We start from the raw sequence: 19,172 nt of genomic DNA on the forward strand, positions 1-19,172 counted from the left end.
CGGCTTGTCCTCCTCGAAGCGATCGGGGTCATCCTCAGGAGCGTTCTGGGACACGGGTTCGGCCACGTCGTCAGGCTACCGGTAACCGGGTTGTGACTCAGTTAGCCGAGGCCGTCTCGCGGTTCTCGCGGCGCTCCTTGATCTTGGCCTTCTTGCCGCGCAGGTCGCGCAGGTAGTACAGCTTCGCGCGCCGCACGTCACCGCGCTTGTGGACCTCGACCTCGGCGATGTTCGGCGAGTGCACCGGGAAGGTGCGCTCCACGCCGACGCCGAAGGAGATCTTGCGGACGGTGAAGGTCTCCCGGATGCCGCCGCCCTGACGGCGGATCACGACGCCCTGGAAGACCTGGTTGCGCTCGCGGTTGCCCTCGATGACGCGGACGTGCACCTTGAGCGTGTCGCCCGGGCGGAAGTCCGGGATGTCGGAACGCAGCGACTGCTTGTCCAGCGCGTCCAGGGTGTTCATCGGTGGTCCGTCCTCGTCTTCGGTATGGCTTGCGTACAGATCCCGGGCGCGCAACGGTGCCGCTGCAGGCGACCCGGGGGGCTGATGGTGGGCTTGACTTGTACCCACGGCACCGGTCAAGTTTACAGACCGGGCTCGGGCCGGGAGAACCGGCCCTCGGCCTGCTCGGGATCCAAGCCCTCCAGGACCCCTCGATCGTGCTTGTCGAGACTACCTTCCGGCAGCCGGGCCAGGAGATCGGGGCGCCGACGGGCCGTGCGCTCCAGGGCCTGGTCACGCCGCCAGCGGTCGATCAGCGCGTGGTTGCCCGACCGCAGCACGTCCGGCACGGCCAGGTCGCGCCACACTTCCGGGCGGGTGTAGCTGGGGCCTTCGAGCAGGCCGTCGGAGAACGAGTCCTCGGCGGCCGAACGCGCGTTGCCGAGCACGCCCGGCAGCAGCCGGACGACGGCCTCGACGATGACCAGCACCGCCGCTTCGCCGCCGACCAGCACGTAGTCGCCGATCGACACCTCGTCGACCGGCATGCGCCGCGCCGCGTCGTCGACGACCCGCTGGTCGATGCCCTCGTACCGGCCGCAGGCGAACACCAGGTGCTGCTCCGCCGCGTAGGCGTGCGCCAGCTCCTGGGTGAACGGCTTGCCCGCCGGCGTCGGGACGACGAGCCGCGTCTCCGGACGGCAGACGTCGTCCAGTGCCGGGCCCCAGATCTGCGGTTTCATCACCATGCCGGGGCCGCCGCCGTACGGTGCGTCGTCGACCGCGCGGTGCACGTCGTGGGTCCACTCGCGCAGGTCGTGCACGCCGACCTCGATCAGGCCGCGGTCGATCGCCCGGCCCAGCAGCGCGGCGCGCAGCGGGTCGAGGTATTCGGGGAAGATCGTGACGACGTCGATGCGCATCTCAGGCGTCCAGGAGCCCTTCCGGCGGGTCGATGACGACCCGGCCGCCCGCGACGTCCACCGTGGGGACGATCGCGCGGACGAAGGGCACCAGTACCTCGCGGCCCTCGACGTCCAGTTCCAGCAGCTCGCCGGCGGGCGAGTGGACGATCTCGACGACCTTGCCGACGACCGTGCCGTCGAGCAGCTCGGCCCGCAGGCCGGCCAGCTCGTGGTCGTAGAACTCGTCCGGGTCCTCGGTCGGCGGCAGCGTGGCCGTGTCGGCCAGCAACAGCGCGCCCCGCAGCGTCTCGGCGACGTCGCGGGTCAGGACCTCCTCGAAACGCACCAGCAGCCGCCCGCTGTGTTCGCGGGCGGCTGCGATGGTGAGTTCCCTCTTGCTGCCGTCACGCAGCTTCGTCGTGACGGCCGCACCGATCTTGAACCGCTCGTCCGGCGAGTCCGTGCGCACGTCCACCGCGAGTTCCCCGCGGATGCCGTGCGCCTTCGCGATGCGGCCGATTACGACGTCCATCCTGACCGTTTCCGAAAGGCTCAGCGGTCGGTGTCGACGACGTCCACGCGGACGCCGCGGCCACCGATGCCGCCCATGACGGTGCGCAGGGCGGTCGCCGTGCGACCACCCCGGCCGATCACCTTGCCGAGGTCGTCAGGGTGCACGTGCACCTCGAGCGTGCGGCCACGGCGCGTGGTCAGCAGCTCGACCCGGACCTCGTCCGGGTTGTCGACGATCCCGCGCACCAGGTGCTCGAGGGAGTCCGCGAGGAAACTCACTCGGACTTCTCGCCCTCAGCGGCCTCCGCCTTCTCGGCCTCGGCCTTCTTCGGGGCGGACTTCTTCTTCGGCGTGGTGGCCTCGGTGGTGGGCTCCTCGCCGGCCGCGGCCAGCGCCGCGTTGAACAGGTCCTGCTTCGACGGCTTCGGCTCGGCCACCTTCAGGGTGCCCTCGGCGCCCGGCAGGCCCTTGAACTTCTGCCAGTCACCGGTGATCTCCAGCAGGCGCTGGACCGGCTCGGTCGGCTGCGCGCCGACGTTCAGCCAGTACTGGGCGCGCTCGGAGACGACCTCGATCAGGCTCGGCTCTTCCTTCGGGTGGTACTTGCCGATCGTCTCGATGGCCTTGCCGTCCCGGCGGGTGCGCGCGTCGGCAACGATGATGCGGTAGTACGGCGCACGGATCTTGCCGAGGCGCTGCAGCTTGATCTTGACGGCCACGGGTGTGGGTTCTCCTCGAATCTCTCTGGTGCTGGGCTGGGCGCACGCGGGCCGAGTGGGGACACGGACGCGGGCACCCGAAGGTCAGGAGCTTTCGCACGGTGAGAGGGTCCGGCGGAAGCAGGCAGTGTGCCATTCTGCCAGACGGCGCTCCCGGGACCGGAAACAGGCCTAGAAAGAGGCCACCCCGAGCGCCCCGAGCAGGATGGTGAGCGCCGGCAGGAAGTTGTTCACCTGGTGCGCGACGATACTGCCCGGCAGCCGCCCGGTGACCAGCCGCACCAGGCCGATCGGCACCGCGATGACCAGCAGCAACGTCGTCCGCAGCGGCTCGAGGTGGCTGGCCGCGAACACCGCCGTGGACAGCAGGAACGCCGCGACGCGGCCCCATCTCTCGCTGCGCCACTGCAGCTGTTCGGCGGCGCCCCAGAGCAGGCCGCGGTAGATGATCTCTTCGCAGATCGGGCCGAGCAGCCAGAGGTAGACGAACATCACCAAGGCCGCGGAAATCGACATCCGGCGGTCCTCGACCAGCGCGCTGATCGCCGACGTCGCGTTGGCGTTGCCGACCAGCTGCGTCCACAGGTAGGCGCCGAGGGTGGTGAAGACGAGCCCGACGCAGCCGTACCGGAACCCCGTCTTGACGTCGGCCCAGCGCCACTCGAGCCGCAGGTCGGCCACGGGGCCGTTGCCCCGCACACAGGTGACCAGCACGGCGACCCCGGCCGCGATCATCGTCGGCAGCATCGTGCCGAGCAGCACGACGCGCATCGGCAGCGGGCCGGGACCGGTGTCGCCGACGAGCACCGACACGAAGGCCGCGGACGCCAGGAGGGTCGCCTCGACCAGCAGGAAGGCCCCGAAGCCCCATCTGTGGCGCGGTGGCGGCGGCAGGAAGGCTGTCGCGGCGGGCTCCTCGGGTTCGGGGAACGGTGCCGCGTCGGGAGCCGGGTCCCGGGGCTGGGAAGTGGTCACGCCTTGCCCTCCGCGTCGCTCGGCTCCAGATGTCGAGCCTAGCGGCCGGGATGTGATCTCACAGTATCCGCCCAGCTACTGTCCACCATCTTCGCAACGCTCAGTGCGCGACGAACAGCAGGACCGCGGGCGGGAGGTTGTTGGCCGCGTGCGCGATCACGCCGGCGCTGACCCGGCCGGACAGGTGGCGGGCCAGCCCCATCGCGATGCCCTGGCCGAACAGGGCGATCGTGCGGGTCGGCTCGCCGTGCAGCTGCGCGAACACGAGTGAAGTCAGCAGGAGCACCACCCACGGCGGGATGCGGTGGAACGACAGCGCGTTCCACAACGTGCCGCGGATCAGCAGCTCCTCGGTGATCGGGGCGCCGGCGATGACGATCACCGCGGCGAGCACCAGCCACACCGTGTCGCCGTCGAAGGTGTCGGCGAGGTCGGTCAGCGGGCTGTCCGAGGCGTCGTCGGCGCCGTAGACCGCGATCAGCACCAGGTTGAGCAGGTAGCCGACGACCAGCGCGAGCACCCCGCACGCGAGGCCGATCCGGACGTCGCGCCAGGTCGGCTTGAGGCCGAAGTCGGCGCGCAGGCCTTCGCCCCAGCTCCACGAGGCCGCCGCCGGGCCGAGGCCGAGCAGCAGGTTGGGCACGAACGCCAGGATCAGGAGCGGGCCGATGTCGCGCAGCTCCAGGGGGTCGAACTCGCCGACGTTGCGGTTGACCGCCGCGGCGATGATCAGGTTGGCCAGGTAGTAGCCGGCGATCCCCGCGAAGAACGCCACGAAACACCAGTGCGCGCCCAGCACGCGCCGTGCACCGTTGTCGTCCGTCACGGGCCCCACGCTAAAGTGCCGACCCCGCAAGGAAATCAGCGGGGGTCACGCGTACACGACACCGCCGAGCACGATGTGCGAGGGATGCCGGAGGGCGCCGAGGTCCTCGCGCGGATCGCTCGGGTAGACGAGCAGGTCGGCGGGCGCGCCGTCGGCGATGCCGGGGTGGCCGAGCCAGTCGCGGGCCGCCCAGGACGCGCTCGCGAGGGCCTGCTCGCGGGTCATGCCGGCGCGGTGGAGTGCCTCGATCTCGTCGACGAGCCTGCCGTGCTCGACCATTCCCCCGGCGTCACTGCCCGCGTAGACGCGTACGCCCGCCTCGATGGCGGAAGCGACCATCTCGCCGACCCCGGCGTGCAGCGCCCGCATGTGGTCCGCGTACACCGGGTACTTGCCCGCCTTGTCCGCGATGCCCGGGAAGTTTTCGATGTTGATCAGCGTGGGCACCAGCGCGACGTCGTGCCGCGCCAGCTCGGCCAGTTGATCGGCGCTGAGGCCGGTGCCGTGTTCCAGGCAGTCGATGCCGGAGGCGATCAGCCCGGGCAGCGCGGCTTCGCCGAAGACGTGCGCGGTGACGCGGGCACCGTGGTCGTGCGCGACCTTGACGGCTTCGGTCAGGACGTCGTCCGGCCACAGCGGCGCGAGGTCGCCTGCCCCGCGGTCGATCCAGTCGCCCACCAGCTTGACCCAGCCGTCGCCGTCACGCGCCTGCTCGGCGACGGCGTCCGGCAGCTGCGCCGGATCGTCCAGCTCGATGCCCAGACCCGGGATGTACCGCTTGGTGAGGGCGAGGTGCCGTCCGGCGCGGATGATCGTCGGCAGGTCGGCGCGCCGCTGCAGCGGCCGGACGTCGATCGGCAGGCCGCAGTCGCGGATCAGCAGCGTCCCGGCGTTCCGGTCGGTGACCGCCTGGGCCGCTGCTTCGTCCAGCGAGACCGGCCCGCCGATGCCGATGCCGGGGTGGCAGTGCGCATCGACCAGGCCGGGCACGAGGAAGACGTCCCGGCCGAGCGTCTCGGCGTCCGGCACCGGCTCGAACGAGATCCGGCCGCCGGTGATCCACAGTTCCCCCGGCTCGCCGCCGGGCAGGATCACCCCGGCGGCGTGGAGCGCGGTGCTCAATTGTCCTTGGGGTTCTTCGGCAGCTTGAACTTCGACGGGTCGAAGCCCGGGACGTCGTTCATGCCACCCAGCTGCGAGAGGTCGGGCATCCCGCCCGGCATCTGCCCGCCCGGGGGCAGCATCGGCATGCCGCCGGGGAAGCCGCCGCGGACCTTGGGCTGCGTCGGGCCGCGGCCCTTCTTGCCCTTCTTGCCCTTGCGGGACTTGGAGCCGCCGCCCCCGCCGCCGAAGCCAAACCGGCCCGCCATCTGGGCCATCATCTTGCGGGCCTCGAAGAACCGGTTGACCAGGTCGTTGACCTCGCGGACGGTGACGCCGGAGCCGTTGGCGATGCGCAGCCGACGCGAACCGTTGATCATCTTCGGGTCCGCGCGCTCGGCCGGCGTCATGCCTCGGATGATCGCCTGCAGCCGGTCCAGGTGCTTGTCGTCGACCTGGGCCAGCTGGTCCTTCATCTGGCCCGCGCCCGGGAGCATGCCGAGCAGGTTGCCGATCGGGCCCATCTTGCGGACCGCCAGCATCTGCTCGAGGAAGTCCTCCAGGGTGAGCTGGCCACTCGACAGCTTTTCGGCGGCCTTCTCGGCCTGCTTCTGGTCGAAGGCCTGCTCGGCCTGCTCGATCAGGGTGAGCACGTCGCCCATGCCGAGGATCCGCGACGCCATCCGGTCCGGGTGGAAGGTGTCGAAGTCCTCGAGCTTCTCGCCGTTGGAGGCGAAGAGGATCGGCTGGCCGGTGACCTCGCGGACGCTCAGCGCGGCACCACCGCGGGCGTCGCCGTCGAGCTTGGTGAGCACGACGCCGCTGAAGCCGACGCCGTCCTGGAACGCCTGGGCCGTGGTCACGGCGTCCTGGCCGATCATCGCGTCGACGACGAACAGGACCTCGTCCGGCTCGACCGCGTCGCGGATGTCGGCGGCCTGCTTCATCAGCTCTTCGTCGACACCCAGGCGGCCCGCGGTGTCGACCACGACGACGTCGTGCTGCGCGTGCTTGGCCTCGGCGATGGCGCGGCGCGCGACGTCGACCGGGTCCCCGACGCCGTTGCCGGGCTCGGGCGCGAAGGTGACGACGCCGGCCCGCTCGCCGACGACCTGCAGCTGCGTGACGGCGTTCGGGCGCTGGAGGTCGCAGGCGACCAGCATCGGCGCGTGGCCCTGCTTCTTCAGCCACAGCGCGAGCTTGCCGGCGAGCGTCGTCTTACCGGCACCTTGCAGACCGGCCAGCATGATCACGGTCGGCGGGGTCTTGGCCAGGCTGAGCCGGCGTGTCTCGCCGCCGAGGATGCCGACGAGCTCCTCGTTGACGATCTTGATGACCTGCTGCGCGGGGTTGAGCGCCTGCGAGACCTCGGCGCCCTTCGCCCGTTCCTTGATCCTCGCGATGAAGGTCTTGACCACGCCGAGGGCGACGTCGGCCTCCAGCAGCGCGATGCGGATCTCGCGCGCGGTGGCGTCGATGTCGGCGTCGGACAGCTTGCCCTTGCGCGTGAGCGTCTGCAGGGCGGCGGTGAGCCGATCGGAGAGGGTGTCGAACACGGGTGTGCACGCTCCAGCTGGGTCGATGGTGGCGCGCCGGACTCGGCCGGCCCCTTCGAGGGTAGTCGCTCCGGCTCCTCCGCCTCCGGGTGCGCGAAGGTCGCGCGCGCATTTAGTTAACATAGGCGTACTACTACGCGCGCGAGCAACGGAGTAAAGCGCCGTCAAAATCCAGAAATAAGTGGTGAGGCTCAGCAGATTCAGTAAACATGCATGTATGACTTCCGCGACCAGACCCCGGCCGACGCTCGCCGAACCGGCCACCGACGCCGACGAGCCGGTCCCGCTGCGGCGGATCGCCGGCCTGTTCCGCCCGCACCGCGGGCCCATGACCGCACTGTTCACGCTGATCGTCCTGCAGGCCGGCCTCGGCGTCGTCTCGCCGTTCCTGCTGCGCGAGATCCTCGACGACGCCCTGCCCCACCGGAACACGCTGCTGATCAGCCTGCTGGCCGCCGGGATGATCGTCTGCTCGGTCGGCAGCGGTTCCCTCGGCGTCGCCACGACCGGGCTGTCCAACACCATCGGGCAGCGCGTCATGAACGAGCTGCGCGTCTCGGTCTACGGCCACCTGCAGCGGATGTCGCTCGGCTTCTTCACGCGGACGAAGAGCGGCGAAGTGCTCTCGCGGGTCTTCAACGACATCGGCGGCGTCGACAACGTGATCACCACGACCGCCGGGTCGGTGGTGCAGAACGCGACCACGACGATCGCCATCGCGACCGCGCTGATCCTGCTCGACTGGCAGCTCGCGGCGCTCTCGCTGGTCGTCGTCCCGCTGTTCCTGCTGTTCACGCTGCGGCTGGGCAAGAAACGGCGGAACCTGGCCCGCGGCCGGACCCGCCGGATGGCCCGGCTGACGACGATGGTCGAGGAGTCGTTGTCGGTCACCGGCGTCCTGCTCGCCAAGACGATGGGCAACGAACGCGCGATGCGCGAGCGCTTCGGCGCGGAGTCGCGGGAGATAGCGTCGCTGGAACGGGCCGCCGCGCTGGCGGGACGCTGGCAGACCGCGTCGCGGGCGATGAGCCTCACCGTGATCCCGGCGCTGGTCTACTGGATCGCCGGGCTGGCGCTCGCCGGCGGCGCGTCGCCGATCTCGCTCGGCACCGTGGTGGCGTTCACCAGCATGCTGAACCGGCTGGTCGCCCCGGCCAGCGCGATGCAGACGATCGGGCAGAACGTGGCGACGTCGAAGGCGCTGTTCGGCCGCATCTTCGAGGTGCTCGACCTGCCGGTGGAGATCGCCGACAAGCCGGGGGCGGCCGAACTGGTGGTGCGCCGCGGCGACGTCTCGATGCGGGGCGTTTGCTTCCGCTACGACGAGAACGGTCCGCTGACGCTGCAGGACATCGACCTCGACGTCCCCGCCGGGACGACCACGGCGCTCGTCGGCTCGACCGGCTCGGGCAAGACGACGCTCGCGTACCTGGTGGCACGGCTGTACGAGGTCAGCGAAGGATCGGTGAAGATCGACGACGTCGACGTCCGGGACGTCACCCTGGAATCGCTCGCCGCCGGCGTCGGGATGGTGTCGCAGGAGACGTACCTCTTCCACGACACCGTCCGGGAGAACCTGCGGTTCGCGAAGCCGGACGCGACCGACGAGGAGATCGAGCAGGCCGCGAAGGCCGCGCACATCCACGACACCCTGGCCGGGCTGCCCGAGGGCTACGACACCGTCGTCGGCCAGCGCGGCTACCGGTTCTCCGGCGGCGAGAAGCAGCGGATGGCGATCGCGCGGATCCTGCTGCGCAACCCGCCGGTGCTCATCCTCGACGAAGCGACCAGCGCGCTCGACACGCGGACGGAACGCTCGGTCCAGGCCGAGCTCGACCGGCTCGCCGCGGGCCGCACGACGCTGACGATCGCGCACCGGCTGTCCACTGTGGAGCACGCGGACCAGATCGTGGTGCTGCACGAGGGCCGGATCGCCGAGCGCGGGACGCACGAGGAGCTGCTGGCGCGCGACGGGCGCTATGCCCGGCTGGTCCGCGGAACCGCCTAATCTGGGCGCCATGCACCCCGAACCCGACGCCGCACCGGTCAGCGCGGACCCCGAGCTGGCCGACCTGGCCCGGCGGGTGCGCGAAGGCGTCGGGCGGCTGAACTGGCGGATGCGCGCCGAGGCCGACCAGGGCAACCCCGGCCCGGCGGTGCTCGCGGTGCTGAGCCGGCTCTACCGGGCGGGCACGCAGACGCCGACCGAGCTGGCCGCAGCGGAACGGCTGCAGCCGCAGTCGCTGACGCGGATCCTGGCGTCGCTCACCGGGCGCGGGCTGGTCACGCGCACGCCCGACCCCGGCGACGGGCGCCGCTCGCGGGTCAGCATCACCCCCGAAGGCCGGGCGGTGCTGCGCGAATACAGCGTCCAGCGCGAACGCTGGCTGGCGGGTTCGCTGGAGTCGGCGCTCTCGCCGACCGAGCGGCAGCTGCTCAGGCTGGCCGCCGACCTGCTGATCCGGGTCGCGGACGCCTGAACCCGGGCCGCCGATGTCATGAACGAGTCGTTCACCCCGTCCGACGACAGGAACGAGTCGTTCATGACGTCCAGCCGGCCTGAAGGCTGCCGCGGAGACCCCTCGATCCCTCCGCGGCAGCCTTCAAGACGTCCCTCCCGCACCACCTCCCCGTGGTGCGGTACGGGTTCCGGAACGGGCCGCTCCTCCTCCGGCCCGCCCCGGAACCCTGGTGCCTGGACGGCTCACCTCCCCAGGGGCCGTCCGGACTTCCCCCCTCACCAGCGATCCGGTACTCGCTGGCGAAACGAAGTCTGCCGCGCCGGGTACTCCGGCAGCAGTGGGAGAACCCTCAATTACCCGTGGGTAGTAATACTCAGCCGGAGGTCTTCGTACGCCCGCGACCGCGCGTCGCGGCCCGCTTCGCCGTCGTACGCGCCTTCGCCGCCCTCGACGCGGCAGCCTTGGCCTTCGCGACGGACGCGTTGCGCGCGTCCTCGGCCTCGGAGGCGCTCTCCTGCAACGCCGCCAGCAGCCGGGTGACGCCTTCGGTCTGCTCGGCGGCCGTCGGCTGGACGACCTCTTCGCCGTCGATCTTCGCCTGGACCAGCGCCTCGAAGGCTTCGCGGTACCGGTCGGGGTAGCGGCCGGGGTCGAACTCGCCGGTCAGCTCCTCGACGAGGTTCACCGCCCGGCGCAGCTCCCCCGGCCGGATGTCGACGTCGGCGTGCCGGAACGGGAAGTCCGGCGTGCGCACCTCGTCCGGCCACAGCATCGTCTCCAGCACGAGCACCTGGTCGCGGACGCGCAACGCGCCCAGCGTCTCGCGGCGGCGCAGCGCGACGGTGACCAGCGCGATCCGCCCCGACTGCTGGAGGGCCTCGCTGAAGAGCACGTACGGCTTCGTGCCCGCCGGCTCGGGTTCGAGGTAGTAGCTCCTCGCGAACCAGATCGGGTCGACGTCGGCGAGCGGCGCGAACCCGCGGATGGCGATCGTGCGGCCCGGCATCGGGAGCGACGCCAGCTCGTGGTCGGACAGCAGGACGACGTCGCCGCCGGGAACGGGGTAGCCGCGGACCATCTCCCCCGGCGGCACCTCGGCGCCGTCGACCTCGCACACGCGCTTCACCCGGACGCGGCCGCCGTCGGTTTCGTGCACCTGGTGCAGCGGGAGCTCCCGCTCCTCGGTCGCGCTGTACGCCTTCACCGGAATGGCGTAACTGCCGAACCCGATCGTGCCCGTCCACACCGCTCGCATCCGCGCCACCTCCGCAGCTCCAGGCTAGACAGGCGGCCGCGCGGACCGACAGCTACAAACGGGTGTCAGGCGCGACGGATTCGCTCACACATTCGAACGACGGGGTGACCTCGTCGAGCGCCTCCGCCGAACAGCGGGAGGCGATGGCCGCCGCGCGGAGCACCTCCTTGACCACCTGGACGTCCAGCGCCGGGGCCGCGGCGAGCGCGTCCGAACCGCCTTCGACGCGGGCGACGAGGCCGGCGAGCGCGTGCGAGATGGCTTCCTGGCCGGCGACGAGCTGGGCGACGACGTCGGTGAGCTCGGCGGTCGTGGCGCCCGGGCCGCCGCAGCGCAGGCCCGCGGCGAGCTCCTCGGCGCAGGTCCGCAGGTGGGTGGCGACCACCGTCGGCGGCAGCGTCAGCCGGTCTTGCATCGCTCCCCCTCGCGGTCGGAGCAGCCATAGTGCCACCGCACGCGCCGTCACCGGACACGACACACCGCCGCTCACATATTTGACCGATCGTTCTCGATAAGCCTAGGGTTTCGATCATGTCCCGGGTCAAGGAGTTCGACGTCGGCGAAGCCTGCGACGGCGCCCTCGCGCTCTTCCGGCGCCAGGGGTACGAGGCGACGTCGGTCAGCGACCTCGTCACGCACCTGGGGGTCGCCAAGGCCAGCCTGTATGCCACCTTCGGCACGAAGCACGACCTCTACGTGGCGGCCTTGAAGCGCTACGCGGAGCGAGCCGACGCACGGGTGGTGGCGCAGTTGTCGGAGCCGGGGTCCGGCGTGGCCGCGGTGCGCCGGCTCTTCGACGGCTACGTGGCGGAAATCCTCGGCGACGAAACGAGGATGGGCTGCTTCGTCGTCAACGCGGCGATCGAGCTGCTGCCCCACGACCCCGAGGTCGCCCGGCTGGTGGAGCGCAGCTGGGACACCCTCGAGGTCGCCCTGACCATGGCGCTGGAACGCGCCAGGGCCGAGGGTGAACTCCGCGACGGGAGCGACCCGGCGACGCTGGCACGGTTCCTGCTCACCGTGCTCCAGGGACTGCGCGTCCTGGGCAAGGGCGCCGACGCGGCGGACCGGGTGCACGCGGCCGTCTCCGAGGCCATGCGCGTCCTTATTCGAGAATGATCAGACCAGAAAGAAGGTCACTCATGGGGGTCAGGTTCACCGGCAAGGTCGTCCTCGTGACGGGCGGCGGCTCGGGCATCGGACGGGCGACGGCGCGGGCGTTCGCGGCCGAAGGCGCGACGGTGGTCGTCGCCGGGCGGAACGAGCAGCGGCTCGCGTCGGCGGTGAAGGAGATCGGCGGCGACGCGAGCGCGGTGACCGTCGACGTGACCGACTCCGCCGACGTCGCCCGGATGGTGGAGACGATCGTCGCGCGGCACGGCGGACTGCACGTCGCGTTCAACAACGCGGGCATCCTCGGCGAGCCGGCGCCGGCCGCGGACCTGCGCGAGGACGTCTTCGACGCGGTCATCGCGACGAACCTCACCGGCACGTGGCTGTGCCTGAAACACGAGGTCGCGCACATGCGGGCGCACGGCGGCGGCGCGATCGTCAACATGGCGTCGAACATCGGCGCGCACCGCAGGCGGCCGGACCTGGCGGCCTACGCGGCCTCGAAGGCGGCGGTGACCGCGCTGACCAAGGCGGCGGCGCTCGACCACATCGCCGAGGGCGTCCGCATCAACGCCGTCAGCCCGGGCGCGACCGACACGGACATGTCTCGCCGGCCCGGCGAGACGGACGCGGACCGGGCCGCGCGGCTCAAGGACGCGATCCCGCTGGGCCGGGTGGGCGCCACCGCCGAAGTCGCCGCCGCCGTGCTGTGGCTGGCTTCGGACGAAGCGGCCTTCACCGTGGGGCACGACCTGGTGGTCGACGGCGGCGCGACCGCCTGAGCGGCCCCACCCGGCACTTTCCGGCGGGTCAACAGCCGATCGCGGGTTCAGGAATCACGGTTGCGCATGGCCGCCCCCTCTCGATCCGGCGCCGTTTTGCTGACCGGAGGCCCGGCGGTCGACTATTCTTCTGGTCGACCTTCGGGATCCGTCCGGGCATGCGGGGGCGCAGTGCGGTGAGTATGGGCAACGGTTCCGCGGCCGGCCAATCCCGTCGGCGGCTCCCTGCTCCGTTCAGGCTGCGCGAGTGGACGCTGTGGCGCCAGCGCCGTTCCCTGATCGCCTACTGCTTCCTCGTCGAAAGCGTCGCGGCGACCGCCACGGTGGCGACGTCGATCACGGACCCGCCGGTGCCGCGCGACCTCGTGCTCCTCGGCTTGCTGGTGGCGCTGGGCATCGCGCAGGCCGAGCTGGGCCGCAAGGTCGAGCGGATGCGCCGGCGCGTCCACGGCCCGCCGTACATCAACATGACGTCGGTGTGGACGTTCGCCGGGGTGTTGCTGCTGCCCCCGGCGCTCGTCGCCGTGCTCGTCGCCTTCCTCTACGCGCACCTGGCCGCCCGCAGCTGGTACCGGCTGCGTCAGGTACCGCCCTTCCGCACGATCCTCAACGCGACCCTGGTGGTCCTCACCTGCTATTCGGCGGCCTTCGTGCTCGCGCGGACCGGCGTCGGCGACATGGGGACCGCGCTGACGTCGGGCGTGCGTGGCGCCACGGCCGTCGCGCTGGCCGCGGTGACGTACTTCGTCGTCGCGGCGATCACGATCATCCCGGCGCTGACGATCACGACGCGCTCGGTGAAAGCGCTCTTCGGCGGCCTCGGCGACAACCTCCTCGAAGCCGCGACGCTCTGCCTGGGCATGCTCACGGCGCTCGCGCTGGCGACGCTGCCCGCGCTCGCCGTCGCGATCCTGCCGCCGCTGCTGGTGCTGCACCGCGCGGTGCTGATCAAGCAGCTGGAGATCGCCGCGACGACCGACGAGAAGACCGGCCTGTTCAACACGACCGGGTGGCATCTGCTCGCTTCGCGCGAACTGGCGAGGGCGCAGCGCACCACGCGGAGCACGTTCGGCGTGCTGATGATCGACCTGGACCACTTCAAGCTGATCAACGACGAACACGGCCACCTGGCGGGCGACGAGGTGCTGCGCGCGGTCGCGGCGGCGATCAAGAGCGCGGTCCGCGACTACGACTCGGTCGGCCGCTTCGGCGGCGAGGAGTTCGTGGTCCTGCTCCCCGACATCGGCCCGGCGGCGGTGCTGGCGGTGGCCGAGCGCATCCGGTCGGCGATCGAGGTGCTGAAGGTGGAGTACTCCGACGGCCACGACATCCGCGTCATCGGCGGCCTCTCGGCTTCGATCGGGGTGGCGACCTACCCCGACGGCGGCACGGCCGTCGACCGCCTGCTGCAGGCCGCGGACCGGGCCCTGTACCGGGCCAAGGACGCGGGCCGCAACCAGGTGGTCGACGGCACGGCGACCGCCTGATCCCCCGGAAACCCGGCCTTGACCAGCACACTTGTCGTTTTTGCTCGGCTGAGCTAAATTTTGCTCATGCGAGCAAGAACGTTCACCGAGTCCGGGCGGCGCGCCCAGATCGTCCGGGCGGCGATCGAGGTGATCGCCGAAGCCGGGTACGCCAAGGCGTCGTTCAGCCGGATCGCGAAGCACGCGGGCCTCTCGAGCACCGGGATGATCAGCTACCACTTCGCGGGCAAGGACGACTTGCTCAAGGCGTGCGTCACCGAGATCGAAGAGGTCACCGGGGCGTTCATGCAGCCGCGCATCGACGCCGCCACCGGCCACGTCGCGCAGCTGCGCGCTTACGTCGAGGCGAACGTCGAACTCGTCGGCGAGCACCCTTCCGAAGTCCGGGCCCTGATCGACCTCGTGAAGAACGCGGGCTCGCAGAGCGCCGCCGTTAACGGACGGCTCGCGCTGTTCGAAGAGCACTTCCGCACCGGGCAGGCCGCCGGCGTCTTCGGCTCCTTCGACGCCCGGACCGCGGCACTCTCCTTCACCGCCGGGCTCGACGCCGTGGTCGCCACCGCGGCCGCGGCCGGGACCGGACCCGACGAGCTCGCGCGCCTCGGCCGCGAGCTCGCCGACCTGTACGTGCGGGCGACCGCACCCGAAACCGCTGGGGGATCGCAATGATGATCGAAGCGAAGACCGGACCCGACGCCGGCCTGCGCCGGCTCGTCCGCGCCAACGTGCTCACCGTCCTGTTCGAGGTGGTCGTGCCGATGGCGTTGTTCTACGGCCTGCGCGCCGCCGGGGTGAGCCAGTGGTGGGCGCTGATGGCCGGTGTCGTGGTGGCCGCGCCGTACGTGGTGTGGACCGTCGTCCGCAACCGCCGGATCGACCTCGTCGCCCTGGTCACGCTGAGCGTCCTGGTGCTGTCGGTGGTGCTCGGCCTGCTCTCGGACGACCCGCGCACGCTGGTGATCCGCGAAGGCTGGACCGCCGCGCTGGGTGGTGTCTTCGGCGCGTGGATGCTGGTTTCGGTGTTCGCCGGCAAGCCCGCGCAGCTGACGCTGGGCCGCACGATCGCCGAGGTGAAGCGCGGCGCGGAGGGCGCGGACGCGTGGGCGGCCCGCTGGGACACCGACGCGCGGTTCCGCCGCGGCCTGCGGATCAACACGGCCGCTTGGGGCGGGGTGCTGCTGGCCGGCGCGGTGCTGCACATCGTGCTGGTCTACACGCTGCCCATCGACCTCATCGCACTGGTGACCAACGTGGCGTGGTTCGGCGCGCTGGCCGTCCTGATCGCCTGGCACGTGTGGTACATCCGCAAGGAGAACCTCGATGCCTGACGTCCTGGTCGCCGGGGCGGGTCCCACCGGGCTGCTGACCGCGTTCGAGCTGGAGCGCGCCGGGCTCGACGTCCAGGTCCTGGAACGCGACGCGGAGGCCACCACGCAGTCGAAGGCCCTCGCCCTGCAGCCCCGGTCGGTGGAGGTGCTGGCGGATCGCGGTCTGCTCCCCGTGCTCGAACCGCACGTCGAAGCGCGGCTGCCCGCCGGGCACTTCTCCGGCCTCCCGATCGACTACACCGACCTGCCGACGTGCTTCCCGCACCAGCTCGGCATCGAGCAGGCGCACGTCGCGGCGGCGATCGAGGCCCGGCTGCGCACGCCGGTCCTCCGGGGCGCGGCCGTCACCGCCGTGGCGCAGGACGACGAGGGCGTCACCGTCACGGCGGGCGGGCGCGAGCACCGGGCCGGCTGGCTCGTCGCGGCCGACGGCGGGCACAGCGCGGTGCGGACGGTGCTGGGCGCCGCCTTCCCGGGCACCTCCGCCCGGGTTTCCCTGGTCGTCGCCGACCTCAGGCTCACCAGCAAGCCCGACGGCGTCGCCGACGGCTGGCAGCTGCCGTCGAACGGCTCGGGGTACCTGCTGCCGCTGTCCGGCGGGCGCTACCGCACGGTGGTCTTCGGCGAGGAGCAGCAGCGGCTCGGCCGGGACGCGCCGGTCACGCCCGGCGAGCTGCAGCGCGCGCTGACCGCCGCGCACGGGCCGGGCATCGAAGTCGGCGAAGTGCTGTGGGCGTCGCGGTTCGGCGACGCCGCCCGCCAGCTTGAGCGCTACCGCCACGGCCGGGTGCTGTTCGCCGGCGATGCCGCGCACATCCACCTGCCGGTCGGCGGCCAGGGGCTCAACCTGGGCCTGCAGGACGCGGTGAACCTCGGCTGGAAGCTGGCCGCGCGGGTCCGCGGGCACGCCCCCGCCGGCCTGCTCGACAGCTACCACGACGAACGCCACCCGATCGCGGCACGCGTGCTGGTCAGCACCCGCGCCCAGGCGGTGCTCGGCGTACCCGACCCGGACGCCGCGGCCGTCCGGGCGGTCTTCACCGAGCTGCTGGCCGTTCCCGAGGCTCGGCGTGCCGTCGCGATGGAGCTTTCGGGCCTGGGCATCACCTATCCGGGCACCACCGGCCGCGTCACCGACGTCCCGGCCGCTCCCGACGGCCGCGCCGTGCTGACCGGCGCGGAACCACCCGCGGGCTGGACGGACCGGGTCGAGCACCGCGGCGGTACCGAACCGCGGCTCGTCCGGCCCGACGGGTACGTCGTGTGGGCCGGCGGACCGGGCCTGGAAGAGGCCCTGCGCCGCTGGTTCGGGGCGCCGAGTGTGCAGTGAACGACTCGTTCAGGTCATCCGGCGACATGAACGAGTCGTTCACTACCATCGGGACGGTCAGGAAGCCGCCGCCAGGACCGCCTGCTCCACCTCGCGGCGCCAGCCCGGCTCGATGCGGCCGCTGCGCGGCGTCACCGCGAACGAGTCCACCACCGCGCCGCCCAGCGTCGAGACCTTGGCCCAGCGGACCTCCGCGTCGCAGCGGCGCAACGCTCCCGCCACCCGGAACAGCAGGCCGATGCGGTCGGCGGCCCGCAGTTCGAGCACCACCGTGTCGGGGCCGGTCGTCTCGTCGTCGAACCAGAGGATCTTCGGGGCGACCGGGGCCGCGCCCGGTGAGCCGTAGTCGCGTTCCTTCGCCGCCAGGCGCTGGGTGAGCGGCAGCGTGCCCGCGACCGCGCGGGCGAACTGCTCGCGCAGCAGTGTCGCGTCCGGCAGCGAGCCGAACTTCGGCGACGCGGTGAACACCCCCGCGCGTCCGCCGTCGTGGCCGCGCAGGACCGCCGAGTGCACCTCCATCGAGTTCAGCGCCAGCACGCCGGCCGCGGGGGCCAGCAGCTCCGCGCGGGCCGGGACGGCCAGCAGGACCGTGACGACCTTGCCGTGCGAGCTGATCCGGATCTCGCCGTTGCCCGACGCCACGGCCTGGGCGACGAGCTCGCGCTGTTCGTCGTCCATCGGCTCCGGCGCGGAGAACCCCTTGCCGCGCAAGACTTCTTCGCAGCCGGAGACGAGTTCGGCGAGCAGCCGCGCCTTCCAGTCCGTCCAGACGCCGGGGCCGGTGGCCAGCGAGTCGGCCTGCGTCAGCGCGTGCAGCAGCTCGACCAGGACGATGTCACTGTCCAGGGTCTTCACCACCCGCCCCACCGTGGCCGGCTCGCTGATGTCGCGCCGCGTCGCGGTGTGCGGCAGCAGCAGGTGGTGGCGGACCATCGCCGACACCGTCGCGACGTCGGCCGGGCTCAGACCCAGCCGGGTCGCGACCTGCGCGGAGATCTTGGCGCCCAGCTCCGAGTGATCGGCGTCGCGGCCCTTGCCGATGTCGTGCAGCAGCGCGCCGATCAGCAGCAGGTCCGGCCGCGGCACCGTGGTGGTCAGCTTGGCGGCCTCGACGCAGGTGCGCACGAGGTGCCGGTCGACCGTCCACTGGTGCACCGGCGAGCGTGGCGGCAGGTCGCGGACCGCGCCCCACTCGGGGAACAGCCGGGACCACAGCCCGGTCCGGTCGAGCGACTCGACCGCGTCGACCAGGCCCTCGCCCGCGCCCAGCAGCTCCACGAGGGCGTTCAACGCCTCCGCCGGCCACGGCGCGCGCAGCTCCGGCGCCGATTCCGCCAGTGCCTTGAGCGTGCCGAGCGCGATCGGCTTGCCGGTCCGCGCCGAGGCCGCGGCGACCCGCAGCAACAGCGCCGGGTCCTTCGCCGGGACGGCGTCGCGGGCCAGGGCGACCTCGTTGCCGTGCAGCACCACGTTTTCGGCCAGCGGTGTCCGGGCCGGCCGCCGTCCGAAGCGCGTCTTCGGGGGCTCCACAGTGGACCGGAGGGCGACGTCGAGTGCGTAGGCGATCGTGCGGCCCGCCCCGGAAAGCTTGCGGGCCAAGGTGAACCGGTCGCCGAAGCCGAGTTCGGCGGCGACCAGCTCGGCCTCCGGCGCGGACAGGACGTCCCGTTCGCGCCGGATCTCACGCCTCAGCTCGGTGCGGACGTCGAGCAGGAGCCCCTTCGCTTCCAGGAGCTCCTCGCCCGGACGCGCGGTGAGCTGCGCGGCGGCGAGGGCTTCCAGGACGGCGAAGTCCCGCAGCCCGCCCCGGCCGTGCTTGAGGTCCGGTTCGGCGGACTGCGCGATTTCGCCGCTGCGCGCCCAGCGTTGCCGGACCGACGCGGTCATGTCCGGGATCTGCTTGCGCGCGGTGCGGCGCCACTGGTCCCGCGCCGCGGAAACCAGCCGGCCGCTCAGCTCGGCGTCCCCCGCGAGGTGCCGGGCGTCGAGCAGGCCCATGGCCACACGCAGGTCCTCCGAAGCGACCTTCAGTGCTTCGCCGGGCGTGCGGACCGAGTGGTCCAGCCCGACTTTCGCGTCCCACAAGGGATACCAGAGCGCGTCCGCGATCTCGCCGACGCCGCTGTTGCCGTTGTGCACCAGCAGCAGGTCGAGATCGGAGAACGGCACCAGCTCCCGCCGGCCGAGCCCGCCCACGGCGACCAGCGCGACACCCGGTTCCGCGGTGTCGACGCCGGCCGCCGAAGCTCCCCTGCCCAGCCAGAACTCGTAGAGGTCGACCAGGGCCGCCCGCAGTGCGGACGCCCCCAGCCTCCCGTGCCTGCCCTCGAGCAAGCGCTCGGTGGCCTTGACCAGTTCGCCCCCGTCGGCCATCC

At 71.9% G+C, this 19,172-nt stretch carries 20 protein-coding genes; 8 read left to right on the forward strand and 12 right to left on the reverse strand.

All coding sequences use genetic code 11. The features are described from left to right. Nucleotides 1–97 precede the first annotated feature (97 nt). The 9 genes from rplS to ffh all read right to left on the reverse strand — a co-directional run bounded on the left by rplS (nucleotide 98) and on the right by ffh (nucleotide 7,040). Nucleotides 98–466, reverse strand: a complete 369-nt coding sequence (rplS, locus tag CF165_RS37145) for a 50S ribosomal protein L19 (protein ID WP_086680529.1) — start codon at nucleotides 464–466, stop codon at nucleotides 98–100. A gap of 122 nt (nucleotides 467–588) precedes the next feature. Then, nucleotides 589–1,368 (reverse strand): tRNA (guanosine(37)-N1)-methyltransferase TrmD, encoded by a 780-nt coding sequence (gene trmD, locus CF165_RS37150; protein WP_093952278.1) that lies wholly within the window; start codon nucleotides 1,366–1,368, stop codon nucleotides 589–591. A 1-nt stretch (nucleotide 1,369) separates the two neighbouring features. Beyond that, nucleotides 1,370–1,882 carry a ribosome maturation factor RimM gene (gene rimM / locus CF165_RS37155; RefSeq protein WP_093952279.1) on the reverse strand — a complete coding sequence of 171 codons (513 nt, stop codon included), beginning with the start codon at nucleotides 1,880–1,882 and terminating at the stop codon, nucleotides 1,370–1,372. Nucleotides 1,883–1,902: 20 nt separating this feature from the next. Next, a complete protein-coding gene (locus tag CF165_RS37160) occupies nucleotides 1,903–2,142 on the reverse strand; it encodes an RNA-binding protein (protein ID WP_003103110.1) in 240 nt (79 codons plus the stop codon). Next, the gene (gene rpsP, locus CF165_RS37165) at nucleotides 2,139–2,582 is read right to left on the reverse strand and encodes a 30S ribosomal protein S16 (RefSeq protein ID WP_093952280.1); all 444 of its coding nucleotides are present in this window, start codon (nucleotides 2,580–2,582) and stop codon (nucleotides 2,139–2,141) included. The genes CF165_RS37160 and rpsP overlap by 4 nt, the downstream gene beginning before the upstream one ends. A 171-nt stretch (nucleotides 2,583–2,753) precedes the next feature. Then, nucleotides 2,754–3,557, reverse strand: coding sequence for a CPBP family intramembrane glutamic endopeptidase (locus CF165_RS37170; RefSeq protein WP_093952281.1), 804 nt, complete (start codon nucleotides 3,555–3,557; stop codon nucleotides 2,754–2,756). A 100-nt stretch (nucleotides 3,558–3,657) separates the two neighbouring features. Then, entirely contained in the window at nucleotides 3,658–4,383 is a 726-nt protein-coding gene (locus tag CF165_RS37175; protein ID WP_093952282.1) for a CPBP family intramembrane glutamic endopeptidase, read from the reverse strand. Between the two features lie 45 nt (nucleotides 4,384–4,428). After that, complete coding sequence (locus CF165_RS37180; protein WP_093952283.1) at nucleotides 4,429–5,505, reverse strand: amidohydrolase family protein; 1,077 nt, start codon at nucleotides 5,503–5,505, stop codon at nucleotides 4,429–4,431. Then, nucleotides 5,502–7,040 carry a signal recognition particle protein gene (gene ffh, locus CF165_RS37185; RefSeq protein ID WP_093952284.1) on the reverse strand — a complete coding sequence of 513 codons (1,539 nt, stop codon included), beginning with the start codon at nucleotides 7,038–7,040 and terminating at the stop codon, nucleotides 5,502–5,504. The genes CF165_RS37180 and ffh overlap by 4 nt, the downstream gene beginning before the upstream one ends. Nucleotides 7,041–7,257: 217 nt before the next feature. On the opposite strand from ffh, the gene CF165_RS37190 reads away from it, so the two are divergent. Further along, a complete protein-coding gene (locus tag CF165_RS37190; RefSeq protein ID WP_093952285.1) occupies nucleotides 7,258–9,048 on the forward strand; it encodes an ABC transporter ATP-binding protein in 1,791 nt (596 codons plus the stop codon). Nucleotides 9,049–9,058: 10 nt separating this feature from the next. After that, a complete protein-coding gene (locus tag CF165_RS37195; RefSeq protein ID WP_093952286.1) occupies nucleotides 9,059–9,520 on the forward strand; it encodes a MarR family winged helix-turn-helix transcriptional regulator in 462 nt (153 codons plus the stop codon). Between the two features lie 355 nt (nucleotides 9,521–9,875). Here the strand turns inward: CF165_RS37195 and ku are convergent, their stop codons facing one another. Next, complete coding sequence (gene ku / locus CF165_RS37200) at nucleotides 9,876–10,757, reverse strand: non-homologous end joining protein Ku (protein ID WP_205661072.1); 882 nt, start codon at nucleotides 10,755–10,757, stop codon at nucleotides 9,876–9,878. Nucleotides 10,758–10,809: 52 nt separating this feature from the next. Further along, complete coding sequence (locus CF165_RS37205; RefSeq protein ID WP_093952287.1) at nucleotides 10,810–11,172, reverse strand: hypothetical protein; 363 nt, start codon at nucleotides 11,170–11,172, stop codon at nucleotides 10,810–10,812. 116 nt (nucleotides 11,173–11,288) lie between these two features. Here CF165_RS37205 and CF165_RS37210 point away from each other — a divergent pair, with 116 nt between their 5' ends. The 6 genes from CF165_RS37210 to CF165_RS37235 all read left to right on the forward strand — a co-directional run bounded on the left by CF165_RS37210 (nucleotide 11,289) and on the right by CF165_RS37235 (nucleotide 16,797). Then, a complete protein-coding gene (locus CF165_RS37210) occupies nucleotides 11,289–11,876 on the forward strand; it encodes a TetR/AcrR family transcriptional regulator (protein ID WP_093952288.1) in 588 nt (195 codons plus the stop codon). 23 nt (nucleotides 11,877–11,899) lie between these two features. After that, complete coding sequence (locus CF165_RS37215; protein ID WP_093952289.1) at nucleotides 11,900–12,652, forward strand: glucose 1-dehydrogenase; 753 nt, start codon at nucleotides 11,900–11,902, stop codon at nucleotides 12,650–12,652. A gap of 182 nt (nucleotides 12,653–12,834) precedes the next feature. Further along, a complete protein-coding gene (locus CF165_RS37220) occupies nucleotides 12,835–14,139 on the forward strand; it encodes a GGDEF domain-containing protein (protein WP_093952290.1) in 1,305 nt (434 codons plus the stop codon). Between the two features lie 66 nt (nucleotides 14,140–14,205). Further along, nucleotides 14,206–14,808, forward strand: a complete 603-nt coding sequence (locus tag CF165_RS37225) for a TetR/AcrR family transcriptional regulator (RefSeq protein WP_205661073.1) — start codon at nucleotides 14,206–14,208, stop codon at nucleotides 14,806–14,808. After that, complete coding sequence (locus CF165_RS37230) at nucleotides 14,805–15,467, forward strand: VC0807 family protein (protein WP_093952292.1); 663 nt, start codon at nucleotides 14,805–14,807, stop codon at nucleotides 15,465–15,467. The genes CF165_RS37225 and CF165_RS37230 overlap by 4 nt, the downstream gene beginning before the upstream one ends. Continuing rightward, nucleotides 15,460–16,797, forward strand: a complete 1,338-nt coding sequence (locus CF165_RS37235) for an FAD-dependent monooxygenase (RefSeq protein ID WP_093952293.1) — start codon at nucleotides 15,460–15,462, stop codon at nucleotides 16,795–16,797. The genes CF165_RS37230 and CF165_RS37235 overlap by 8 nt, the downstream gene beginning before the upstream one ends. A 57-nt stretch (nucleotides 16,798–16,854) precedes the next feature. Here CF165_RS37235 and CF165_RS37240 read toward each other — a convergent pair whose 3' ends face one another. Beyond that, entirely contained in the window at nucleotides 16,855–19,170 is a 2,316-nt protein-coding gene (locus tag CF165_RS37240; RefSeq protein WP_093952294.1) for a [protein-PII] uridylyltransferase, read from the reverse strand. Nucleotides 19,171–19,172: the final 2 nt, after the last annotated feature.

Source organism: Amycolatopsis vastitatis (genome assembly GCF_002234595.1).
In the GTDB taxonomy this organism is placed as follows: Bacteria; Actinomycetota; Actinomycetes; order Mycobacteriales; family Pseudonocardiaceae; genus Amycolatopsis; species Amycolatopsis vastitatis.